The following is a 19,905-nucleotide window of genomic DNA, read 5'->3' as shown; positions in this document are numbered from 1 at the left end:
CTGCGTTGGCGCCCCGCAGATCGCGGGGTGTCAATACGTACGCCACGCTGCCTCGCCAAGGCTCGGCAGCTGCTACATAAGGGGTTCACTCGAAATGTGTAGTCAGCGCCGGGCGGCCGTTCGCACAGCGGCGCTGCGTGGACGGTAGACTTTCCAGGCTGACGCATGTGTGTCCCAGGGCGCATCGACACGCTGCTGGCCTCGATAGAAAATCACCCTGCCTGCCAGTTGCTGGCGATGCCGGTAGAGCCAGCGCAGTTCGGAACCGGTCACCGAGCGCCGGGTCTTGCGAATCACTGCCTCCATATCCACTCCCTCCAGCGCAAAATGCACCACCGCCCTGCTCTGCGGGCTCGTCAGGGTTGCCAGTGCCGACTTGCTGCTGCGGCTGATCACCTTTTCTTGAATCGCCCTCAGCCCATGGCCCATGTGCTGACGTACAGTCGTGGTAAACGAATAAGCGCTTTCAGCCAGTTCTTCGACAAAACGCCTGACGAACTGCCGATTGGCGGTGGTTGATGAACAACCTGAATAACGCGCCAGAATATTTTGATAGAACTGTCGCGCAACCGCTGAAACTTGAATGGCAAGAGTGCGCTCACGTCCGGTGTCGCGCTCTTGGGGTTCGGGTGTGCCCATTTCTCGAAAACGCCCGAACTCACTCAACGCGCTCGCTAATCCACCTGTCCACCGCTCCACATCGGGACCAGAAAAATACGCCGCCAGAATATCCCCCCGCGCAGTCAGCTTCGACCAGAAGCTCCTGTAGTGGGTCACCGCAGCACTCAGTCCAAAAATCATGTCGCCCCGGCTGGGCTGGAACTGCTCACCAAACGTCGCCTGCCCACCCCATGCATCGGTGAAACGCAAGGGGTTGCCCTTCACCATGGCGTACAGATTCAAGCCATCCCCATCCCCCGCCGGGTCCGGGCTGATCCAGCGCTGCAGCCAGGGCGCGTAATACCGCGCGCCGTAGTAATACAGCCCGGTGGCGTCGCGCTCCTTGCCCGCATACCGGTAAAGCCTGTCGTCGCCCTGGATCGCCGTCCTGCTGGCGCTCCATGACGTCGCGCCATAAGGGTAGTAGCCTTCCTGGCTCAGCAACCGCCCCTGCTCGTCAACCACCAACAGGCTGCTGTTGAGATGGTCGAGCACGTGAAACTGAACCTGCTCGGCGTCCAGGCCATCGGGGCGGCCATGCTCCCATTGCAGCACCGTCACTCGACTGCCCTCCACGTCGAGGTCCAGCAGGTTGAGACGCTGGCCCCTGCGCCAGTGCATCTGCAGGCCCGGCAAATAATAGGTGCGTTGGGTATGCGAGGTGTCGCCGACCTGATTGCGCCTGACCTTGAGTACACGCTGGCCCTGGGCATCGTAGAGGTAGGCCTCGACGTCCGGCTCGCCCTCCGCGCGCACGACCTGGGTCACGTAGGCCAACTGGTTGCGCACATTCCAGACCATCTGCTGGCCGCTGCCCAGCATGCGCTGGTTGCCATTGCCATCAAACGCCGCAGCGGTAGGCGGCGAGTCGCCGGGCACGGCGCGATTGCTGTCGGGGGCGAGGGTCATGCGTCGGGTATAACCGGACCCAGTGCCCGAGGCATGGCGCACCAGCGTCAGGTTGCCACCTTCGTCGTAGGTGTAACGCTGGGTGTAAGGGCGCCACAACCCATCATCCGTCGCTCCGAACAACACCTGCGGCGGCGGCGCCTGACCCGCCGTGCTGCGGGCGTTTTCCCACCCCGTGGCGAGGGTGAGTTGGTACAGCGTGTCGTATTCATAACGGTTGCGCGCCTCGATGCGCGTGTTGCTGTGCCATTGCGTGGGCTGTGCCCGGTCGCTGAGGCTGAGGATATTGCCCACAGGGTCGTAGGTGTACGCCAGGTCCTGCAAGGGCTTGTCGGCTTCGCCCTGACGATAGGTCTTCATCTGCAAGAGCCGCGCACTTTGCGGGGCATAACGCAGGGTCTTGATCAGCGTGGTGCCGGCCCGTTCGAAGGTCAGCTGCCCGTTGGCGTTGTACGCGCGCTCGTGCAGCAGCAGGTTGCGCACGCCACCCTCAGGGGTGATGGCGAGAGCCTTGAGACGCCCATGCAGCCCATAGGTCCGATGCTGGCGATTGCCCTTTGCATCGATCTGCTCCAGCAATCCACCCACAGCGTCATAACGACGAGTGGTGGTGTATGCCGCCCTTTCCAACAGCAGATCCTGCGCCTCGACCGTTGCAGGCCAGTCGACCGGTGCGGCATCAAGCCGAAAGCGCCGGGTTTGCTGCAGCTCGCTCTGGTCAATCGCATAGGCATTGATCAGCAGGGTACCGGCAGGGTCGGCATGCCGGACCAGGCGACCGCAGCTGTTCAGCGCTGCGGCTTCGGGGGTGGCCCCCGCGTATGTGAGGCGCTCGACACACCGCTCGCGAGGCTCGTCGGCCGCCTGTTCGAATACGGCGACCGGGCGTTGCAACGTGTCGTAGGCGTAGCGTTGACAGGCGCCCCTGTTGTCCCAGGTACGCAGCAATTGCCCCGCCTCGCTCAGCAGCATCAGGCGGCGGCCGGCGTCCGCACTGTCGCGCAAAAGCGTCGTCCCGGAGAGGCTGTGGACCAGGGTTTCGCAAGCCCGTGCCCGGGGCGCCTGGGCACTCGCGGCATACTGACGCGGATCCCACTGTTGCTGCACAAAACCGCTGGCGCCATACACCTGGCGACTGATACGCGGCTGCGGTTCAGTCTGGGCGTTGGCGCGATGATAGGCCAGGGTGCGGACCGTTAACCCGCGGGGGTCGAACGCCACAATCGTGGGGGTGTTTCGATGGAGTGAAGCAGACATGATCACATGACCCAAGTTGCACTATGGTCAGCAGAGCCTAGGGATCAAGGAAAGGAAAAAGAGGTAGCGGGTTATGGCAGCCCGCTTCAACCGGCGGCTGCCGGTTGAAGCCAGGGCGGGGGTTTAATGCCCGCCAGCACAGGTCGGCGAAGCAGGCGCCGCGCCGATTTGCACCCACTCTTCAGGGGTGTAGGTATGCAGCGCCAGCGCATGAAATTCGCTCATCAGGTCACCCAGGGTGGCGTAGACCTTCTGGTGGCGCTTGACGCGGTTGAGCCCCTCGAACTGTTGGCTGACCAGCACGGCCTTGAAGTGGGTCTGCAACCCACGGCTGTGCATGTGGCTTTCATCCAGCACGCTCAAGTGTTGCGGGTCCAGGGCGGCGAGCGCCGTTTCGATACGCTGTTGCATGGTCATTCCTGCTTACTTCTTCTTGGCCGGGGCAGCTTTGGGCGACAGCTCGTTGGTCATGTCTTCCAACAGCTTGTTGACCACCGGTACGGCGCTTTCCAGTTTGGCCTGGGTCATCTGGGCCGATTGCTGGGTCAGTTGCGGCATTTTTTCCAGAACTTTCTTGCCCAGTGGCGACTGGTAGAACGCAACCAGGTCCTTGAGCTCGGATTCGCTGAAGTTGGTGGTGTAGAGCTTGACCATGTCCGGCTTGAGCTTCGGCCAGCCGATGGCTTGGTCCAGGGCGGCGTTGGCCTTGGCCTGGTAGCTGTCCAGAACGGACTGCTTGGCGGCTGGCGCCTTGGTCTGTTCGAAACGCTGGGCGAACATCTGCTGCACTTGCATGTACACCGGGGTACCCAGCTTGTCGGCATGGGCCAGGGTCAGGAAGGCTTCGGCACTGGCGTTGTGGCTGGCGGTATCGGCAAAAACCTGGCCGCTGGCGCAAACCAGAGCAACCGCGGTACAGATGGCACGAAGACGAGTCATCGAGTTTCCTTTCTAGCTGGCGAGGTAAGACCCCAAGGGCGCCCATTCTGCGCCTAAAAAACCTCGCGGCTCAACCCCGAGCCTTGTCGGGCGCGGATTGCCCGATGAAAAGTCTTTTAGGGAACCCACCTGGCCGATCACGGCCTAAACTGCGCTAACTGACTTCAAGGAGAGTGCCCGATGAGCCGTATCGAAACCGACAGCCTGGGAGACGTGAGCGTCCCGGATGATGCTTACTGGGGCGCCCAGACCCAACGCTCGCTGGTGAACTTTGCCATCGGTGAGCAGCGCATGCCCTTGGCGGTATTGCACGCTCTGGCCCTGATCAAGAAGGCCGCCGCACGGGTCAACGACCGCAATGGCGACCTGCCCGCCGACATCGCCCGCCTGATCGAACAGGCCGCCGACGAAGTGCTCGCCGGCACCCATGACGACCAGTTCCCGCTGGTGGTGTGGCAGACCGGCAGCGGCACTCAAAGCAACATGAACGCCAATGAAGTGATCGCCGGTCGTGCCAACGAACTGGCAGGCAACCAACGCGGCGGCAAGAGCCCGGTCCACCCGAACGATCATGTGAACCGCTCCCAGAGTTCCAACGATTGCTTCCCGACGGCCATGAGCATTGCGGCGGTGCAGGCTGTCCACCAACGCTTGTTACCGGCGATCGCCACGCTTTCCGGCGGTCTGGCCGAGCAGGCCGCACGGCATATGAAGCTGGTGAAGACCGGCCGCACCCATATGATGGACGCCACGCCGATCACGTTCGGCCAGGAACTCTCGGCGTTTATCGCCCAGCTCGACTACGCCGAACGCGCCATCCGCAGTGCCTTGCCCCAGGTGTGTGAGCTGGCCCAGGGCGGCACGGCCGTCGGCACCGGGCTCAATTCGCCCCATGGTTTCGGCGAGGCGATTGCCGCCGAGTTGGCGGCACTGTCCGGGCTGCCGTTCGTCACCGCGCCGAACAAATTCGCCGCGCTCTCCGGCCATGAGCCGCTGGTAACCCTTCACGGCGCGCTGAAAACCCTGGCGGTGGCGCTGATGAAAATCGCCAACGACCTGCGCCTGCTGGGTTCCGGACCGCGCGCCGGGCTGGCGGAAGTGAAGCTGCCGGCCAATGAGCCGGGCAGTTCGATCATGCCCGGCAAGGTCAACCCGACCCAGTGCGAAGCGCTGTCGATGCTGGCCTGCCAGGTGCTGGGCAACGACGTGACCATCGGCATCGCCGCGAGCCAGGGGCATTTGCAGTTGAACGTGTACAAGCCGGTGATCATTCACAACCTGCTGGAGTCGATCCGCCTGCTGGCCGATGGCTGCAACAACTTCCATGAACACTGCATCGCGGGCCTTGAGCCCGATGCCGCGCAAATGGCCGAACACCTGGAGCGTGGGCTGATGCTGGTGACCGCGCTCAACCCGCATATTGGCTACGACAAATCGGCAGAGATCGCCAAGAAAGCCTACGCCGAAGGCCTGACGCTACGGGAAGCGGCGCTGGAACTGGGCTACCTCACTGACGAAGAGTTCGACCAGTGGGTACGCCCGGAAAACATGCTGGAAGCCGGGCATTAAGACGCCAAACGCAGCCGCCGGGCCTTGAGCCCGGCGAGCAGCGACGGCGCCAGCGCAACAGCCGCCGAACCCAGCACCACCACCAGCGCCCCGACATAGCCCAGGGCGTTGATCTCTTCGGCCTGCACGTAATCCGGCCACAGCCAGGCCGCCAGGGCCACCGCCACAAAGGTCACCAGCGGCGTGAGCGCCAAGGTCGCACTGACCCGCGAGGCCTCCCAGTGGGCCAGGGCTTCGGCGAACGCGCCGTAGGCCACCAGCGTATTCATGCAGCACGCCAGCAGCAGCCAGCCTTGCAGAGGACTCAGTTGCAGCGCCTCCAGCGGATGGGCCCAAGGCGTGAGCAACAAGGCGCAGGTGAGGTAGATCACCATCATCACTTGCAGCGAATTCCACACCGTCAACAATTGCTTCTGGCCCAGGGCATAGAACACCCAGACCGAGGTGGCGAGCAGGACCGTCAGCACGCCGGCGGTGTAGGCGCCGAGGGACGTCAGCAATTCTTCCAGGCGCTGGTTGAAGAACAAGCCGAACCCCGCGATCAAGACGAACAACCCCAGCACTTGCCCGCAGCTGAAACGCTCCTTGAACACAAACACGCTGGCGATCATCAAGAAGATCGGGCCCATCTGCACCACCAACTGGGCGGTGCCGGGGCTGAGCAGCTTCAGGCCCACCAGATACAGCACGTAGTTACCCACCAGCCCGCACACGGCCATCGCTACCAGCCAGCCGCCCTTGGGGCCGAGCACCTTGCGGCTGGGTAAACGCTTGGTCGCGGCGAGGTAAACGAACAGGCACGCACCGGCCACGGTGAGGCGAAACCAGGTGACGGTGACCGGGTCCATCACTTGCAGCACTTGCTTGAGTTTGATCGGCAGAATGCCCCAGAGGAATGCGGTCAGCAGGGTCAGGAGAAAACCGTAGACCCAGCGGCCGGAGGAGATGTGCATGAGTGCCCCAAAAGCCAGAGGTGTAGGAGCACGCATTCTAGGGGTATGCAGTGCCCTTTGGGTACTGCCGCAAAACCTGCCCTCGCGCAGGCGTCATGGCACCCCCATCACCAGCACACCGCTGCCGCTGATCGCCCCTGGGGTCGGCAGGGAGCCGTTTCGCCGGACCAGGGAAAACGTGACGTCGTCGCCGCCCACGCTGTTGGTGATGCGGGTCAGGAACGAACCGTTCACTTGAACCGCAGAACCCGCACGGACAAGGGCGGTGCCCACGTCGGGGTTGGTCATCCTCAGCAGGCGCGAGTCAAACCCCGTTGAAATGCCTTTGTAGGTAATGGTGATCGGTGTGTTAATCCCACCGTCCGGGCATGAGTAGGTGAGTCTGCGGTTGCTGACAATGGTCGATGTCAGCGGGTCGGTGCCGATTGCTCGCTGGTGTACGTTGCCGAAGTTGATTTCGATAGGGTTGTTATTATTGATCGTGCAGGTTGACGGAGAAATACTGAAGTTGTTGGCAGCGGTGTACGTGAGTACAAGCACCGTACTCGTGGAGGCGTAATTATTAGTCTGGCGCAGTCGTAACACACCAAGAACGTCCCCTATGCGCACGTCAATCGGGTTAGTCGGGTTGTTGCGTATCAAAATATAAGGTGTTGCATTGATCGGGACACCCACCCCGTTGTTGGGCATGGAGGCCAGGTGTATTTCATACGGGACAGGGGTGTTCAAGTACGCTCCGTTTATTCGTAAGCCAGTGCCTTGGCTAGCGAATTTTGGGCCGGGCGTCCAAGGAGCACCGGCTAGCGCTGAGGTTCTCCAGAAATCCACAAACGAAGGGAACGGTTGACCGGGAGTGAATCGGCACTCCAACCTGGCCCCGTCCAGCACGACACGGGTACTATCCGAGTCCAATCGGACAGTTACAGGGACCTGCAGGTTCAGAGTACCACCAGCCCCTACGTGTACCCACTGTCCACCATTTACCCGGCAATCGGCTGCTCTCACGGTCGTAGTAACACCAATCAAGACGAGAAGCACAACGGCTCCATATAGTCGTTTCATTTTGATCTCTCGTTGCCCCTCCCCCCAGGCACCGCCCAACGCAAACTTACGTCCGGGTTTTAAGCCGCCTGGCAGAGAGTTGAGGTTTATCTGAGGCTGTTTTCAACCTATAAATGGCGGTTCGCAGCTACGGGTAATCCAACGTAAACGTGGAGGTCACCGTGTACGCGCCATGCCCTATGGTTTGGTCGCGGATGGCGTCCGGCTCCCCCTGCACATAGGCTTTGAGCTCGATCACGTTATTGCCATTGCTCAGCACCTGTTTGTCGCTGACGGCATTCAAGGGCAGCGGCTTGTCGCTCAGCGTCTCGATACCCACCCCGATACCCGAGGCACCACTGCCACCGTCCAGCGCGAGCAAGCCGGGAAGCGCCGTGTTTTCCCTGCCGCCGAACATGATGGTGACCGTGTTGCCGACCGTGGTATTGCAGTCGTCCAGGTGCAGCCTGAACCCCTTTCCCTGTGAACGGGTGTTGAGGTACAGATGCTTGCTGGTCAAATTCCAGAGTTCCAGCGTGATCGCCTCGTCGCCGGGCCGAATGGTGCAGGCCTGCTCAACCAGGTTGCCCTTGAAACTCAGGTTGTCTGCCGCCCGCCCCTGAGGCATCAGGCCGAAGGTGAGCAGAAATATCAGCCCGACACAGGACCAGCACTTCAGCGTCATTTCATGTCCCATGGACTCAACTCCTACTGGTATTCGGCCAACAACGTGGCCACCGCCGAAAACCTGGCGGGCGTCAAAATGGCACCTGGCCGTTTCACCGGGACCACATCCAATGTCGGCGGTGATGACAGGGTGATGTTCAGCGGCTTATTGAGCGCAAACGGCAGGTTGTCCTGGAAAATCCGAATGCCCAACTCAGGCACGCTGGTTTGCACAGCGGCGCCATCAAACGTCGTTGAGGTGCCGTTGACGCTCAATTTCAAGACCCACGGCAGTGTGTCGGTACCACAACTGATGGTGTAACCAACGCCCTTACGGTATTTCTCGCCGTCGACGCGCTGTACCCCGACATCCCCAAAATCGACTTCAATCGTGTTCCCCGCATCAATCGTGCAGGGAGGAGGCTCGTTGAGCGTTCCACTGAACGTCAAATTGGCTGACGCACCACCGCAAAGGCCAAGGGAACACAAGGCGAGCAACGCTCGCCGCTGCCAATCGCTCATTGATCGTTCCTCTTCATTGGTATTCGACCACAAGGGTGGCGGCGGCATCGAACGCCCCGCCCGTCAGTGTGCTGCCCGCGCGTTTGACAGGCACCGCCTGCACCACCGGAAAGTTGGGGTGCGTAAAATTCACCGCGGTATTGAGCGGCCAGTCGGCGCCATTCACAAACAGCTTTACCCCCAGGTCCGGCTTGCGGGTCAGGAGCACACGGCTGTCGAACGCCGCTCCCGCCCCCTTGAGTTCCAGCGTCATCGCGTTGCTGAACGGTGCGCCGCAGGTAACGGTGTAAGGCACGTCCCGCCGATAGTTGACCCCGTCAACCCGTGACGTCAGCAGGTCATTGCCAAACGGCACATCCAACGTACTGCCACCGTTGATGACACACGGCGGTGGCGCAACGATGACCGCACGGACGGTCAGGCTGGTCTCGGCCTGCACACCCTGGCTGACAGCCCACAGCATGCTGCTGCCGACAAAAATGGCCAGCGGGCCAATTGATTTCGCCATTGCTCTGCCCTTACTCATAATTGAGCCTGAATTCCACCACGGCCCGAAAAACCCCACTGGTCAACGGCGCAGCGGTGCGCGTGGGCCGAACATTCCAGGTCTGGGTGTTTCGGCCAACGGGCAAGAACAGCGGCTCGCCCCTTGAACCCAACTGCACATCACGGCCCAGGGCATCGGTCAAAAGCAGGCCCATCCCGGTGACGCCCTGGACTCTGACCAGCCGTGAATCCTGCGCATCGGCAGGCGCGCTGAACGCCACCGACAGCACGGGTTGGTAGGCACTCCATGTCAGGTTCCCCGTACGTTCGCTGCGCACCCGGCCTGCGGTGCGCTGACAATCGGTAAAACGCAGCTGGAATGCCTTGGCCGGCGCCTGGTCACCCGGCCGCTGCAACTGGCTGGTCGACACAGCGTCCAGGTCAACCGTCTGATGCAGTGATGCCATCTCCACACTGCACGGCGATTCATGCATGGCGCCGAGTACATTGAGCAGCCCACTCATGCCTTCGATATCCTCTTCATCCTCGGCATGCGCCCCCACCGCCAGGACCCACAGCAGGCCGCCCAGGACTTTCACACGTTGCGAGGTCATAACGTTCTCCAGCAGCAGGCAAGACTTATTCAGGCGATATAGCCTGCACGTTCACGTTGCAGGTGCCGCCACTGCAGGTGAAGACCAGCAGGGGACGACCGCCGTAATCATTCACGTAGGTCAGGTGAGGCGTGGCGCCCAATGCAGTGGCCGTCGGCCCCAGCGTCATCGCACCTTTGGGCGGGACCATAAGGGGCGCGAAGCCCGGCACGGTCTTGCCATCCTTGCTGCTGCGCGCATCCACCAGGGTCACGTAGTAAGGCGTAGGGTTATTGACCCGGTATTGATCGCCCTCTCGGGTGAGGGTCAATCGTTGCTGCCAAGGGTTGGAAAAGTCCTGCTGGCTTGGCGTGATCGCCTGCGGTCGGTAGAACAGCTTGACGCGGGTCTGCAACGCGATCTGCAGCGTGTTGGACTTATCGCTGCGTGGAGGGATTTCCCTCAAGTTGAAGTAATAGACCGTCTCTCGATCCTGCGGTAACGACTTGGCCGCCGGCAACGCCTGGACTTTCACCTGGCTTTGTTTGCCGGGCTCCAATCGTTGAACTGGTGGGAGCACGATCAAGGGCGAGGTGATTTTGTTACCCGACTCGTCCTCGATCCAGCCCTGGGCCAAATACGGCAACTGCTTATTGTTGTTGGTGATGTTCACACTGGTAGCGTCTTTGCCACCATCGAAAATCACTCGGGTACGATCCAGGCCGATTGCGGCGCTGGCGCTTTGGCTCAAGCCCAGTGCCAGCAGCAACAGGGCGCTGGAGGTAAAGCGTGTGTCAAGCATCATGAGGCTGTGTTCTCCGTATCGTTGGGCTGGCCGGTCATCGCGGCCGGCTCGGGCGAGGATGGGGCAGCGGCTACGCGCTGGCAGTGCAGTTGCAGGGCATCGGTCAAGCCATCAGCGGGCAAAATGACCGGGAGCGTGAGGACGCATCGCTCATCACCGCCCCAACTGACGACCATTTGCTCGCCGGCCCGAATACCGCTCAGGTAGACATGGCCGCCGTCATTCACAATCCCGGTGTCCTGTTGTTTCAGGTTCTTCACTGTCGCGCCGAAGGGCGGTGAGCTGCCATTTGGAAGACGCAGAACGGCCATGGCCTTTTCCCCGGCAATCACATCCAGCGTGCGATAACCAATCGCCCCCTCTGTGAGCGTGAGTTGCGTGACGGATTGAGTCGCTTCGACATTGCTCGGCAAGCGCTCCAGATCAACACTGGCCGCCGTACGCTGATAGCTGCTGATATCGGCGATGACCGCTTTGCCGAACGCGTTACTGCGCGTCGGTGAGCCGTAACCGCGCACTGGAACATCGGGCACACCGCCGGTATCGATCATCAGGCGAGTACCGCCCGTACTCGTGGTCCGGTGCAACGCAGCGCCGTAGGCCGTGAGCGTGCCGCCACCCCGCGCAGACACACCGAGGGTTCTGGAGTCGCCCTCTTGGGTGCTGGCGCTTAGATCGATGTCGGCCCGGTCGCCCATGTGGTTCAGGTAACCACTGACGGACGTGTCGCTGGCACTGAGCTGATAACTGTTGCGCTCATCGAGGCGATCGCTGTAGCGCGCTGCACCGCCGTTTTTGCCGGCGGTCCTGTTGGCATCCAGCGACAATGTGCCGGAACGCCCCAATGGCAGACTGACCGTGATTGCCATCCCGTTGTCGCGGTAGTTGTATTCCTGGGTGCGAAACAGATTCATGGACAGGCTCATGTTTTTAACCGAGCCCACGTTGAAGTACCGCGACAGCGAGAGGTTCCAACGCTGAGTGTCCGGCCGGTCCCAGTAGGTTTGTTTATGGTAGCTGGCGTAGACCGTCGCACTCATGTCACGCAGCTGCTTGTTGACCGTCACCGTATACAGCGCCTTGCTGCCGCCAATAGGCCTCCACCCCTCATCGGGATCCCGGTAATCCCCGCGCCCGCCAAGTTCGCCGTTCAACCCGTAATACCGGGCATCCAGGTATTCACTCATGGTCAAGAAATTCTTCTCGGAAAACCGGTAACCGGCGAAGGTCACCTGGCTGTCGTACTCTTCAAAGTTCTTGGAATATTGAAGGCGATAGGATTTGCCCGAGAGCGTCTCGCCCCACACGCTCGCATGGGACTGCGTCACGTCCAGCGAGACGGCCCCGAACGCCAGCAAGTCGCGCCCCGCCCCAACGGATAACGCCCGATAGTTGTTATCGCTCACTGCGCCGCCAAACAACGACCAGCCGTTGCTGATCCCCCAGGAAAACTCTCCGGTACCGAAAAAGTCCCCATCAGAGCCGTTCTGAAGATTGGACGGTCGCCCGGCCGCCAATTTGTAGCGAACTTGCCCGGGCCGCGTCAGGTAGGGGACACCTGCCGTATCGATCTGGAAGCTGTGTACCGTGCCGTCCTGTTCCTCCACACGCACGTCCAGCTTGCCCGTTACCGCGTCCTGCAAGTCTTGAATACGAAACGGACCTGCCGCGACCAGGGTTTCGTAAAGCACACGCCCCTGCTGACTGATGATGACTTTTGCATTGGTTTTGGCTACCCCAACCACTTCCGGCGCGTAACCACGCAGGTTGGGCGGCAACTGGCTCTCATCGGAGTTGAGCGCGGCACCGGTAAAACGAAAGCTGTCAAACAGATCCGAATACAGGTAGTTCTCGCCCACCAGCAGACGCGCCTTCAGCGAAGGAATTGCGCGATACGCGTAGTAGCGGCTCCACTCCAGCTTTTGAGGCCCTGCCGCCTCTTGCCGACCACTTTCGACACGCCCCTGCCAATCCGCCCTCAAGCGCCAGGCGCCAGCATTGGCCCCGACGGTGCCGTTGCCACTGAGGTTCCTGCGACTGCCATCGCCCCTCTGGTAGTTGGACTGCGCCGTCAGGCTGTAGTCAATCAACACCCCCGCGACCCCCTCATCCCAACGGGAGGGTGGATCCCAATTAGTGGCGTTGTACTCAAGATACGCCTGTGGCAGGTTGATGCTCAGCGTGGAACTGGCCAGATCACCAGTGACCTCCATGCCGGGCATACTTTGAATTTCCAGGCACTCCCCGTCCTTCCACCATATAAGTTTGCTGGCATCGGAAACTTTCAGGCCCAACTGTTCCACAAGTGTGCGGGATAAACAGGCCTGACTGCCCTTGGGATCTTCATCGGGGGGATAGAACGCCACCGGTTGTTCCGCAATAGGCTGGCCGTTGATGTGCACTACCATCGAATACGTGCCGGGCAAAATAAACCCGCTGCGCGCAAATTGAGACAAGTCGATATTGGTGCGATCAATCAGGTCGAGAACGTCGGTATTGAACTCGATATCTGCGCCACCCAATGCAGTTCCCGCCAGTGACATCAGCCCGCCAAACAGACCAGGGCGCAGCGTATTTTTAATCTTCGCTGTATTCAACATGAAAGCCTGCCCGTCAATATTCAAAAATATTCCAACTTGAACCGCACTGCGGCACTGTGGGCCCCCACCACCAGCGGCAATCCATTACCGACCAGGAAGAATCTGTAGTTGAGTGTCATATCGCCCTCTCTCAACGGAGTCGGCGTCATGCGCTGCCCGGGAATACTTTCTTCGCCAGCAGCGTCCACAATGTGCAAGGCAACGCCCTGCGAGGCGCCAAAGACAGCAAAGGAGAGCCCGGACCTGTCGGTAGGGCCGTCAAATGTCACTCGCATATGCTCCCAATCCGGCAGGGTTTGCCCTGGGCGCAACGGGTCCGGACGAGTCAATGAGCAATTGACCAGACGCAACTGGAAGGGATGGTCCTCCCCACGCGCGTTGCGTAACAGCCGGCCAACCGGCTCCGGCGGCATCTCGATGGTTTGATCGGCATTGCCCAGTTCCAGCCCGCAGGCTGAGTCAACAACCTCTCCCCCTAACAGCACGACCCCTTCGCCCTGCGAAGACACCTGAGCGAAAACGCAGGGGTTGATAAGGGTCGTCAAGGAAGAAGCGAGAGCGAAACGTATGAATGTTTTCACCTGGAACTCCCGTCAGCGTCCCCCGCCACACTGGGTGACGGGGGGGGAAACTTACTGATAAGCCAAGGTGAAATTGGTGATGGCGCTGAAATCGCCAGGAATGATGGGGGCCGTCGCGGCGCCTTGCACGTAGGCACCGAACTCCAGCGTGTTGTCGCCAGTGGAGATGATCTGCGGGGCGGTAGGAACGCCCAACTGAACCAGGTCGCCGCCGTGGGTCATCATGATGCCCACGCCGCCTGCGCCACCGACCGTACCGATCGCGCCAGGCACAACGCTGGAGGGTGCACCGGTGAATGTGGTGGTCACGGTGTTATCGGTGAGGTCGGATAGATCGCAGCCTTCAAGCTCGATCAATACACGCCGGGCCTCAGACTTGCCACCCGCTTGCAACTGATGCTTTGCAATCGCACCCAGGCGCACGGTCTGGTCGACAGAGTCCGGCTTGATGGAACAAGCGCCCGAGTGGACTGACCCCAAAAACGTGACCGTACCATCTGCCGCCTGAGCAACGGACACCGAGCCCGCCAACAGACCGCCAGCCAACAGCGCAACTTTCATTTTGGTTTTCATTCACAGACTCCCACTTAACAAATGTCATTAAAGGCGCCCGGCAGCCGATAAGTGCAGGGCTGATTTAAACGAGCGGTGTCGCCCGCGCCATTAAGTCGGTTGATCCTGAAGTACTTTTACAACTTTTTGTATTGCTATTCAGGCTCCGCTCAACGCCAGGAAAGTCTCCACCCTGCACTTTAAAAATGTAAGTCGTATACGTCCTATAACGTAGTAGTCGCAAGGCACTAGGACGCGCAGGAAAACATGGCTGTTTTCCAACAAAAATTAAAATAGCCGAAGGAAATGAACTACACGCCGATAAGTATCAAAACTTAATCGTGCGACTTAGCTGTAAGAACCAAACTACAGGCACTAAAAATAACCGCAGTGGCGGGCCAACACCCACTACCGAGTTAAAAAAGTGGTGCCTTGTTATTACTGAACAGTAGATGCGCAGAGAGGGAGCACGCTCCCCCTCTGTATCGATCGGGCACAAGTGACCCGCGCCAGGAACCCTCGACGACTAGCGAACGGCTTCGAACAAACCCGTCGCCCCCATGCCGCCGCCCACGCACATGGTGACGATGCCGTAACGCAGGTTGCGTCGCTGCAGCTCACGCACCAGATGCCCGACTTGCCGCGAGCCGGTCATGCCGAAAGGGTGGCCGATGGAGATCGAGCCCCCGTTGACGTTGTACTTGGCATTGTCGATTTCCAGGCGATTGCGCGCATACAGGCACTGGGAAGCGAACGCTTCGTTGAGTTCCCACAGATCAATATCCGCCACTTGCAAGCCACGCGCCTTGAGCAGCTTGGGCACCGAGAACACCGGGCCGATACCCATCTCGTCCGGCTCACAGCCGGCCACGGTAAAACCTCTGAAAAACGCCTTGGGCTTGAGCCCCAGTTCCAGGGCTTTTTCCAGGCTCATCACCAGGGTCATCGACGCGCCGTCGGACAGTTGCGACGAGTTGCCTGCGGTCACCGAACCGTCCTCGGCAAACACTGGCTTGAGACCCTGCAGGCTGGCCAGGGTGGTGTCGGGGCGGTTGCAGTCGTCGCGCTCGACCACGCCGTCGAGAATCTGCACCGCGCCGGTGTTCTTGTCCTCGACTTTGTATTTGACCGCCATGGGCACGATTTCATCGTCAAATAGGCCATCAGCCTGGGCTTGGGCCGTGCGTTGCTGGCTTTGCAGGGCGTATTGATCCTGCTCTTCACGGCTGACGTTGTAGCGACGCGCGACGATTTCGGCGGTCTGGCCCATGGGGAAGTAAATGCCCGGCACCTGCTCTTTCAGCAGCGGGTTGATCAGGTTGTCGGTGTTGACGCTTTTCATGGTCAGGCTGATGGACTCCACGCCACCGGCGACAATGATGTCGCTGCACCCCGAGGCAATCTGGTTGGCCGCGATGGCAATCGCCTGCAAGCCCGACGAGCAGAATCGGTTGAGGGTCATGCCCGCCGTGCCAGTGCCCAACTGCGACAGCACCGCCACGTTGCGCCCGATGTTGTAGCCCTGTGCGCCCTCGTTGGAGCCGGCACCGACGATGCAGTCTTCCACCGTGGCCGGGTCAATGCCGTTGCGGGTCAGCAGCGCATTGACGCAATGGGCCGCCATGTCATCCGGGCGGGTCTGGTTGAACTTGCCGCGAAAGGACTTGGCCAGGCCGGTTCGTACGCTGTCGACGATGACTACTTCACGCATGGGCTACCTCGATCTTGTGGTTATGGGGTATGGATCGAGAATAGATGCAGGCCCCCACAGCCGCGATGATCATTCATCCGGCATATACAAAACCATGGCCGGGCGAGGCGATAGGGCTATTGGGGGAACCGGCTCGTTGTGGTGAACCTGATATCTCTGGTGAACCTGATCCCTCTGGTGAACCTGATCCCTCTGATTAACCTGATCCCTTTGGTGAACCTGATCCCTGTGGTGAACCTGATTCCTTTGGTGAACCTGATCCCTGTGGTGAGCAGGCTTGCCCTGCGCTGGGGCGCGAAGCGGCCCCAATCCAGTCGACGCGTTTTTCAGGCAAAACTGATCGGCAGTGTTGGGGCTGCTTCGCAGCCCGGCGCAGGGCAAGCCTGCTCACTACAAAAACGTTATTTCTTTTTCTTCTTATCGTGCTTGTCGGTTTTGTCGAACGCCTCCTCCAACGCCCGGTTGATCGTGCGCAGCACCTTGACCCGCGCCCAGCGCTTGTCATTGGCCTCCACCAGGGTCCAGGCCGAGATTTCGGTGCTGGTACGGTCCACCATATCGCCCACCGCAGCACGGTAGTCGTCCCATTTGTCGCGGTTGCGCCAGTCGTCTTCGGTGATTTTGAAGCGTTTGAACGGGATTTCCTCGCGGGCCTGGAAACGCTCCAGCTGGGTGTCCTTATCAATGGCGAGCCAGAACTTGACCACGATCACCCCCGCATCGCGCAGTTGCTCTTCGAAGTCATTGATCTCGCCATAGGCCCGCATCCAGTCTGCCGTGCTGCAAAAGCCTTCGACGCGTTCCACCAGCACGCGGCCGTACCAGGAGCGGTCGAACACGGTGAACATGCCGCGCGCCGGGATCTTCTGCCAGAACCGCCACAGGTAAGGCTGGGCGCGTTCGTCTTCAGTGGGCGCAGCTATCGGCACGATGTGGTACTGGCGCGGGTCCAGCGCCGCGGCCACCCGACGGATCGCACCGCCCTTGCCCGCTGCATCATTGCCTTCGAAGACGCTGATCAACGCGTGCTTGCGCATGCGTTTGTCGCGCATCAGGCCAGAGAACCGTGCCTGCTCGGTGATCAGCTGTTCTTCGTAGTCGTCCTTGTCCAAGCGCAGGGACAGGTCGAGGCTGTCCAGCAGGTTTTTCTGGTCAACCGAAGGGATCAAGGGTGCGGGGTTCATGCCGCTGGCCTTGCCTTTGGCCTGCTTGAGCGCATTTTGCAGGCCATCCAGAAGGATCTTGCCCACGGTCAGGCTGCGGTAATGCGCGTCCACACCTTCGATCACATGCCAAGGCGCATAGTCGCGGCTGGTACGGCGCAGAATGCGTTCGCCGAAGTGCACGAACTTGTCGTAGGTCTCGGACTGCTGCCAGTCCAACGGGCTGATGCGCCAGCTGTGCAGCGGGTCGTCGGCCAGGGCCTTGAGCCGCGCTTTCATCTGTTTTTTGGACAGGTGGAACCAGAACTTGAAGATCAGCGCACCTTCGTCGCAGAGCATTTTCTCCAGGCGCTCGGCGCCGGCGATGGCCTGGTCGAGCCGTGCGTCCTTGATCTGCCCGTGCACGCGGCCTTGCAGCATCTGGCTGTACCAGTTGCCGAAGAAGATGCCCATGCGCCCCTTGGCCGGCAGTTGGCGCCAGTAGCGCCAGGCAGGTGGTCGGGCCAGTTCTTCGTCGGTCTGCTGGTCGAAGGTGCGCACTTCGATCAGGCGCGGGTCCATCCATTCATTGAGCAACTTGACGGTCTCGCCCTTGCCCGCGCCTTCCACGCCGTTGATCAGGATGATCACCGGGAAGCGTTTCTGCTGTTGCAGCTCGTACTGCACTTCCAGCAAGGCCTCGCGCAGGGCCGGCACTTCGGCCTCATAGGTGTCTTTGTCGATGGCGTGACCGATTTCGGCGGATTCGAACATGGGCAGCTCCGTTTCAAGATGGCTCAAGACTAGCGGATTGGGCCGCAACACGCGGGAGGAAATTGCACACGCGCTTGCCATGGGTCAATTCAATGGCGGTTGATCAGCTAGAATGGCCGCCTTGTCTTCTTCGAGCCGCCCATGAACCCCGTATCCCACGCCCAGCTCGACTGGGATGACCAAGGCCGCCCGCACTCGCGGGTCTTCGACGATGTGTACTTCTCCGACAAGTCGGGCCTGGAAGAAACCCGTTACGTGTTTCTCGAACAGAACCGTCTGCAGGCGCGTTTTGCCGACCTGCCCGAGGGCGCGTGCTTTGTGATCGGCGAGACCGGCTTCGGCACCGGGTTGAATTTCCTCTGCGCGTGGCAGTTGTTCAATGAGCACGCACCGGCCAGCGCCCGGCTGCATTTTGTCAGCGTTGAAAAATACCCGCTCAGCCCCGCCGACCTGACCCGCGCCTTGTCCCTGTGGCCGCAGCTCAAGGCCCTGGCCGAGCCACTGCTGGCGCAGTACATCGCGATTCATCAAGGTTTCCAGCGCCTGGTGCTGGACAGCGGGCGCGTCACCCTGACCCTGTTGATCGGCGACGCCCTGGAGCAATTGCCGCAGCTGGATGCCCAGGTCGACGCGTGGTTTCTCGACGGTTTCGCCCCGGCGAAAAACCCCGACATGTGGACCGCCGAGCTGTTCGCCGAGCTTGCCCGGCTGGCGGCACCCGGTTCAACCATCAGCACGTTCACCAGCACCGGCTGGGTCCGGCGTCTGATCAACGCCGCCGGCTTCAAGATGAAACGCACCCCCGGCATCGGCCACAAATGGGAAGTGCTGCGCGGCGAGTTCCTCGGCTGGCCGGACGACGTGCCACCTCCCGCCGCCCTCAAGCCATGGTTTGCCCGCCCGCCCGTGCACACGGGCGAGCGCCGCGCCTTGGTCATCGGCGGCGGGCTGGCCGGTTGCGCCAGTGCCGCCAGCCTCGCGGCGCGGGGTTGGCAGGTCAGCCTGCTGGAACGTCACGCAGGGCTCGCTCAGGAGGCTTCCGGCAATCCGCAGGGCGTGCTCTATCTCAAGCTGTCGGCCCATGGCACGGCCTTGTCGCAGATGATTGTCAGCGGATTCGGCCACACCCGGCGCCTGCTGCAACACTTGCAACGCGGTGTGGAGTGGGACGGCTGCGGCGTGCTGCAATTGGCCTTTAATGCCAAGGAGGCCGAGCGCCAGGCGCAGCTGGCCCAGGCGTTCGCGCCGGAACTGTTGCATCTGCTGGATAAAGACCAGGCCCAGATTCAGGCCGGCGTTACCTTGGCCACGGGCGGGATGTTTTTCCCCGAGGGTGGCTGGGTTCATCCGCCGGCACTCTGCCAGTGGCAGGCGCAGCAACCTGGGGTTCAGGTGCTGGCCCACCATGAGGTGCTTGAACTGCGCAAAGTCGATGGCCACTGGCAGGCCTGGGAAGGCCAGACGCTGCTGGCCAGCGCGCCGGTGGTGGTGCTCGCCGGCGCTACGGAGGTCAAGCGCTTTGCCGCCTGCGCCGAGCTGCCGCTCAAGCGCATCCGTGGGCAGATCACCCGCTTGCCGCAAACCGCCGCCAGCGCCGCGCTTGCCACGGTGGTGTGTGCCGAAGGCTATGTGGCGCCCGCACGCCTGGGGGAACATACGTTAGGGGCCAGTTTCGACTTCAAGAGCGATGACCTGGCCCCGACGCCCGCCGAACACGCCAGCAACCTGGCCCTGCTGCAGGAGATCTCCACCGACCTGACGCAACGCCTGCACGCTGACACGCTCGCCCCGGAGACGCTGGACGGTCGCGCCGCATTCCGCTGCACCAGCCCGGACTACTTGCCGATTGTCGGTCCGTTGGCGGATCACCCAGCCTTTGCTCACACCTTTGACGCGCTGCGCAAAGACGCGCGCCATGTGCCGCAGACGCCTTGCCCGTGGCTGCAAGGCCTTTACGTCAACAGCGGCCACGGCTCCCGTGGGTTGATCACCGCGCCGCTGTCCGGCGAACTCTTGGCGGCCTGGCTGGATAACGAGCCCCTGCCCCTGCCGCGAAGCGTGGCCGAGGCCTGTCACCCCAATCGATTCGCCGTTCGGTCGTTGATTCGAAGCAACGCGGCCAAACCCGAGCAAGGTTGATCAGGC

Annotated in this window: 17 protein-coding genes; 2 read left to right on the top strand and 15 right to left on the bottom strand. The window is 61.2% G+C overall.

Annotated elements, in window-relative coordinates:
• Window positions 1–102: 102 nt before the first annotated feature.
• The 3 genes from EJD88_RS18095 to EJD88_RS18085 form a co-directional block, all read right to left on the bottom strand.
• Window positions 103–2,826, bottom strand: a complete 2,724-nt coding sequence (locus EJD88_RS18095; protein ID WP_158878649.1) for an RHS repeat-associated core domain-containing protein — start codon at window positions 2,824–2,826, stop codon at window positions 103–105.
• Between the two features lie 123 nt (window positions 2,827–2,949).
• Window positions 2,950–3,243: a BolA family transcriptional regulator gene (locus EJD88_RS18090; protein ID WP_099586329.1), complete on the bottom strand. Its 294-nt coding sequence runs from the start codon at window positions 3,241–3,243 to the stop codon at window positions 2,950–2,952.
• Window positions 3,244–3,249: 6 nt separating this feature from the next.
• Window positions 3,250–3,765 (bottom strand): DUF2059 domain-containing protein, encoded by a 516-nt coding sequence (locus EJD88_RS18085; RefSeq protein ID WP_099586330.1) that lies wholly within the window; start codon window positions 3,763–3,765, stop codon window positions 3,250–3,252.
• Between the two features lie 180 nt (window positions 3,766–3,945).
• Between EJD88_RS18085 and EJD88_RS18080 the strand changes: the two genes are divergently transcribed.
• A complete protein-coding gene (locus EJD88_RS18080) occupies window positions 3,946–5,334 on the top strand; it encodes a class II fumarate hydratase (protein ID WP_099586331.1) in 1,389 nt (462 codons plus the stop codon).
• On the opposite strand, the gene EJD88_RS18075 is transcribed toward EJD88_RS18080, so the two are convergent.
• The 12 genes from EJD88_RS18075 to pap all read right to left on the bottom strand — a co-directional run bounded on the left by EJD88_RS18075 (window position 5,331) and on the right by pap (window position 17,760).
• A complete protein-coding gene (locus EJD88_RS18075; RefSeq protein ID WP_158878648.1) occupies window positions 5,331–6,287 on the bottom strand; it encodes a DMT family transporter in 957 nt (318 codons plus the stop codon). The genes EJD88_RS18080 and EJD88_RS18075 overlap by 4 nt on opposite strands.
• Before the next feature lie 93 nt (window positions 6,288–6,380).
• Window positions 6,381–7,349 carry a fimbrial protein gene (locus EJD88_RS18070; RefSeq protein WP_099586333.1) on the bottom strand — a complete coding sequence of 323 codons (969 nt, stop codon included), beginning with the start codon at window positions 7,347–7,349 and terminating at the stop codon, window positions 6,381–6,383.
• Between the two features lie 127 nt (window positions 7,350–7,476).
• Window positions 7,477–8,025, bottom strand: a complete 549-nt coding sequence (locus EJD88_RS18065) for a fimbrial protein (protein WP_158878647.1) — start codon at window positions 8,023–8,025, stop codon at window positions 7,477–7,479.
• Between the two features lie 11 nt (window positions 8,026–8,036).
• Window positions 8,037–8,516: a fimbrial protein gene (locus EJD88_RS18060; protein WP_158878646.1), complete on the bottom strand. Its 480-nt coding sequence runs from the start codon at window positions 8,514–8,516 to the stop codon at window positions 8,037–8,039.
• Window positions 8,517–8,529: 13 nt separating this feature from the next.
• Complete coding sequence (locus EJD88_RS18055; RefSeq protein ID WP_158878645.1) at window positions 8,530–9,024, bottom strand: fimbrial protein; 495 nt, start codon at window positions 9,022–9,024, stop codon at window positions 8,530–8,532.
• Window positions 9,025–9,034: 10 nt separating this feature from the next.
• Window positions 9,035–9,616 (bottom strand): fimbrial protein, encoded by a 582-nt coding sequence (locus EJD88_RS18050; protein ID WP_158878644.1) that lies wholly within the window; start codon window positions 9,614–9,616, stop codon window positions 9,035–9,037.
• A 25-nt stretch (window positions 9,617–9,641) separates the two neighbouring features.
• The gene (locus EJD88_RS18045; RefSeq protein ID WP_158878643.1) at window positions 9,642–10,400 is read right to left on the bottom strand and encodes a fimbria/pilus periplasmic chaperone; all 759 of its coding nucleotides are present in this window, start codon (window positions 10,398–10,400) and stop codon (window positions 9,642–9,644) included.
• On the bottom strand, window positions 10,397–13,000 hold the full coding sequence (locus EJD88_RS18040) for an outer membrane usher protein (RefSeq protein WP_158878667.1): 2,604 nt from the start codon (window positions 12,998–13,000) through the stop codon (window positions 10,397–10,399). Before EJD88_RS18040 ends, EJD88_RS18045 begins: the two co-directional genes overlap by 4 nt.
• Before the next feature lie 20 nt (window positions 13,001–13,020).
• Window positions 13,021–13,581, bottom strand: a complete 561-nt coding sequence (locus tag EJD88_RS18035) for a fimbrial protein (protein ID WP_099586339.1) — start codon at window positions 13,579–13,581, stop codon at window positions 13,021–13,023.
• Between the two features lie 51 nt (window positions 13,582–13,632).
• Window positions 13,633–14,154, bottom strand: coding sequence for a fimbrial protein (locus tag EJD88_RS18030; RefSeq protein WP_099586340.1), 522 nt, complete (start codon window positions 14,152–14,154; stop codon window positions 13,633–13,635).
• Window positions 14,155–14,659: 505 nt separating this feature from the next.
• Window positions 14,660–15,844, bottom strand: a complete 1,185-nt coding sequence (locus EJD88_RS18025) for a thiolase family protein (protein WP_112196328.1) — start codon at window positions 15,842–15,844, stop codon at window positions 14,660–14,662.
• Between the two features lie 401 nt (window positions 15,845–16,245).
• On the bottom strand, window positions 16,246–17,760 hold the full coding sequence (pap, locus tag EJD88_RS18020; RefSeq protein WP_158878642.1) for a polyphosphate:AMP phosphotransferase: 1,515 nt from the start codon (window positions 17,758–17,760) through the stop codon (window positions 16,246–16,248).
• 141 nt (window positions 17,761–17,901) lie between these two features.
• Here pap and mnmC point away from each other — a divergent pair, with 141 nt between their 5' ends.
• Window positions 17,902–19,899, top strand: a complete 1,998-nt coding sequence (mnmC, locus tag EJD88_RS18015) for a bifunctional tRNA (5-methylaminomethyl-2-thiouridine)(34)-methyltransferase MnmD/FAD-dependent 5-carboxymethylaminomethyl-2-thiouridine(34) oxidoreductase MnmC (protein WP_158878641.1) — start codon at window positions 17,902–17,904, stop codon at window positions 19,897–19,899.
• The last annotated feature ends 6 nt before the right edge of the window (window positions 19,900–19,905 follow it).

It is taken from the genome of Pseudomonas sp. PB105, assembly GCF_009764655.1.
Lineage (GTDB): Bacteria > Pseudomonadota > Gammaproteobacteria > Pseudomonadales > Pseudomonadaceae > Aquipseudomonas > Aquipseudomonas cyclaminis.
This window is presented reverse-complemented; position numbering and strand designations above follow the sequence as displayed.

What these genes read in the sequence shown, in the direction of transcription:
- EJD88_RS18095 (WP_158878649.1), bottom strand. Translation starts at nt 2,826, where the DNA reads ATGTCTGCTTCACTCCATCGAAACACCCCCACGATTGTGGCGTTCGAC.
- EJD88_RS18090 (WP_099586329.1), bottom strand. Translation starts at nt 3,243, where the DNA reads ATGACCATGCAACAGCGTATCGAAACGGCGCTCGCCGCCCTGGACCCG.
- EJD88_RS18085 (WP_099586330.1), bottom strand. Translation starts at nt 3,765, where the DNA reads ATGACTCGTCTTCGTGCCATCTGTACCGCGGTTGCTCTGGTTTGCGCC.
- EJD88_RS18080 (WP_099586331.1), top strand. Translation starts at nt 3,946, where the DNA reads ATGAGCCGTATCGAAACCGACAGCCTGGGAGACGTGAGCGTCCCGGAT.
- EJD88_RS18075 (WP_158878648.1), bottom strand. Translation starts at nt 6,287, where the DNA reads ATGCACATCTCCTCCGGCCGCTGGGTCTACGGTTTTCTCCTGACCCTG.
- EJD88_RS18070 (WP_099586333.1), bottom strand. Translation starts at nt 7,349, where the DNA reads ATGAAACGACTATATGGAGCCGTTGTGCTTCTCGTCTTGATTGGTGTT.
- EJD88_RS18065 (WP_158878647.1), bottom strand. Translation starts at nt 8,025, where the DNA reads ATGGGACATGAAATGACGCTGAAGTGCTGGTCCTGTGTCGGGCTGATA.
- EJD88_RS18060 (WP_158878646.1), bottom strand. Translation starts at nt 8,516, where the DNA reads ATGAGCGATTGGCAGCGGCGAGCGTTGCTCGCCTTGTGTTCCCTTGGC.
- EJD88_RS18055 (WP_158878645.1), bottom strand. Translation starts at nt 9,024, where the DNA reads ATGGCGAAATCAATTGGCCCGCTGGCCATTTTTGTCGGCAGCAGCATG.
- EJD88_RS18050 (WP_158878644.1), bottom strand. Translation starts at nt 9,616, where the DNA reads ATGACCTCGCAACGTGTGAAAGTCCTGGGCGGCCTGCTGTGGGTCCTG.
- EJD88_RS18045 (WP_158878643.1), bottom strand. Translation starts at nt 10,400, where the DNA reads ATGATGCTTGACACACGCTTTACCTCCAGCGCCCTGTTGCTGCTGGCA.
- EJD88_RS18040 (WP_158878667.1), bottom strand. Translation starts at nt 13,000, where the DNA reads ATGTTGAATACAGCGAAGATTAAAAATACGCTGCGCCCTGGTCTGTTT.
- EJD88_RS18030 (WP_099586340.1), bottom strand. Translation starts at nt 14,154, where the DNA reads ATGAAAACCAAAATGAAAGTTGCGCTGTTGGCTGGCGGTCTGTTGGCG.
- EJD88_RS18025 (WP_112196328.1), bottom strand. Translation starts at nt 15,844, where the DNA reads ATGCGTGAAGTAGTCATCGTCGACAGCGTACGAACCGGCCTGGCCAAG.
- pap (WP_158878642.1), bottom strand. Translation starts at nt 17,760, where the DNA reads ATGTTCGAATCCGCCGAAATCGGTCACGCCATCGACAAAGACACCTAT.
- mnmC (WP_158878641.1), top strand. Translation starts at nt 17,902, where the DNA reads ATGAACCCCGTATCCCACGCCCAGCTCGACTGGGATGACCAAGGCCGC.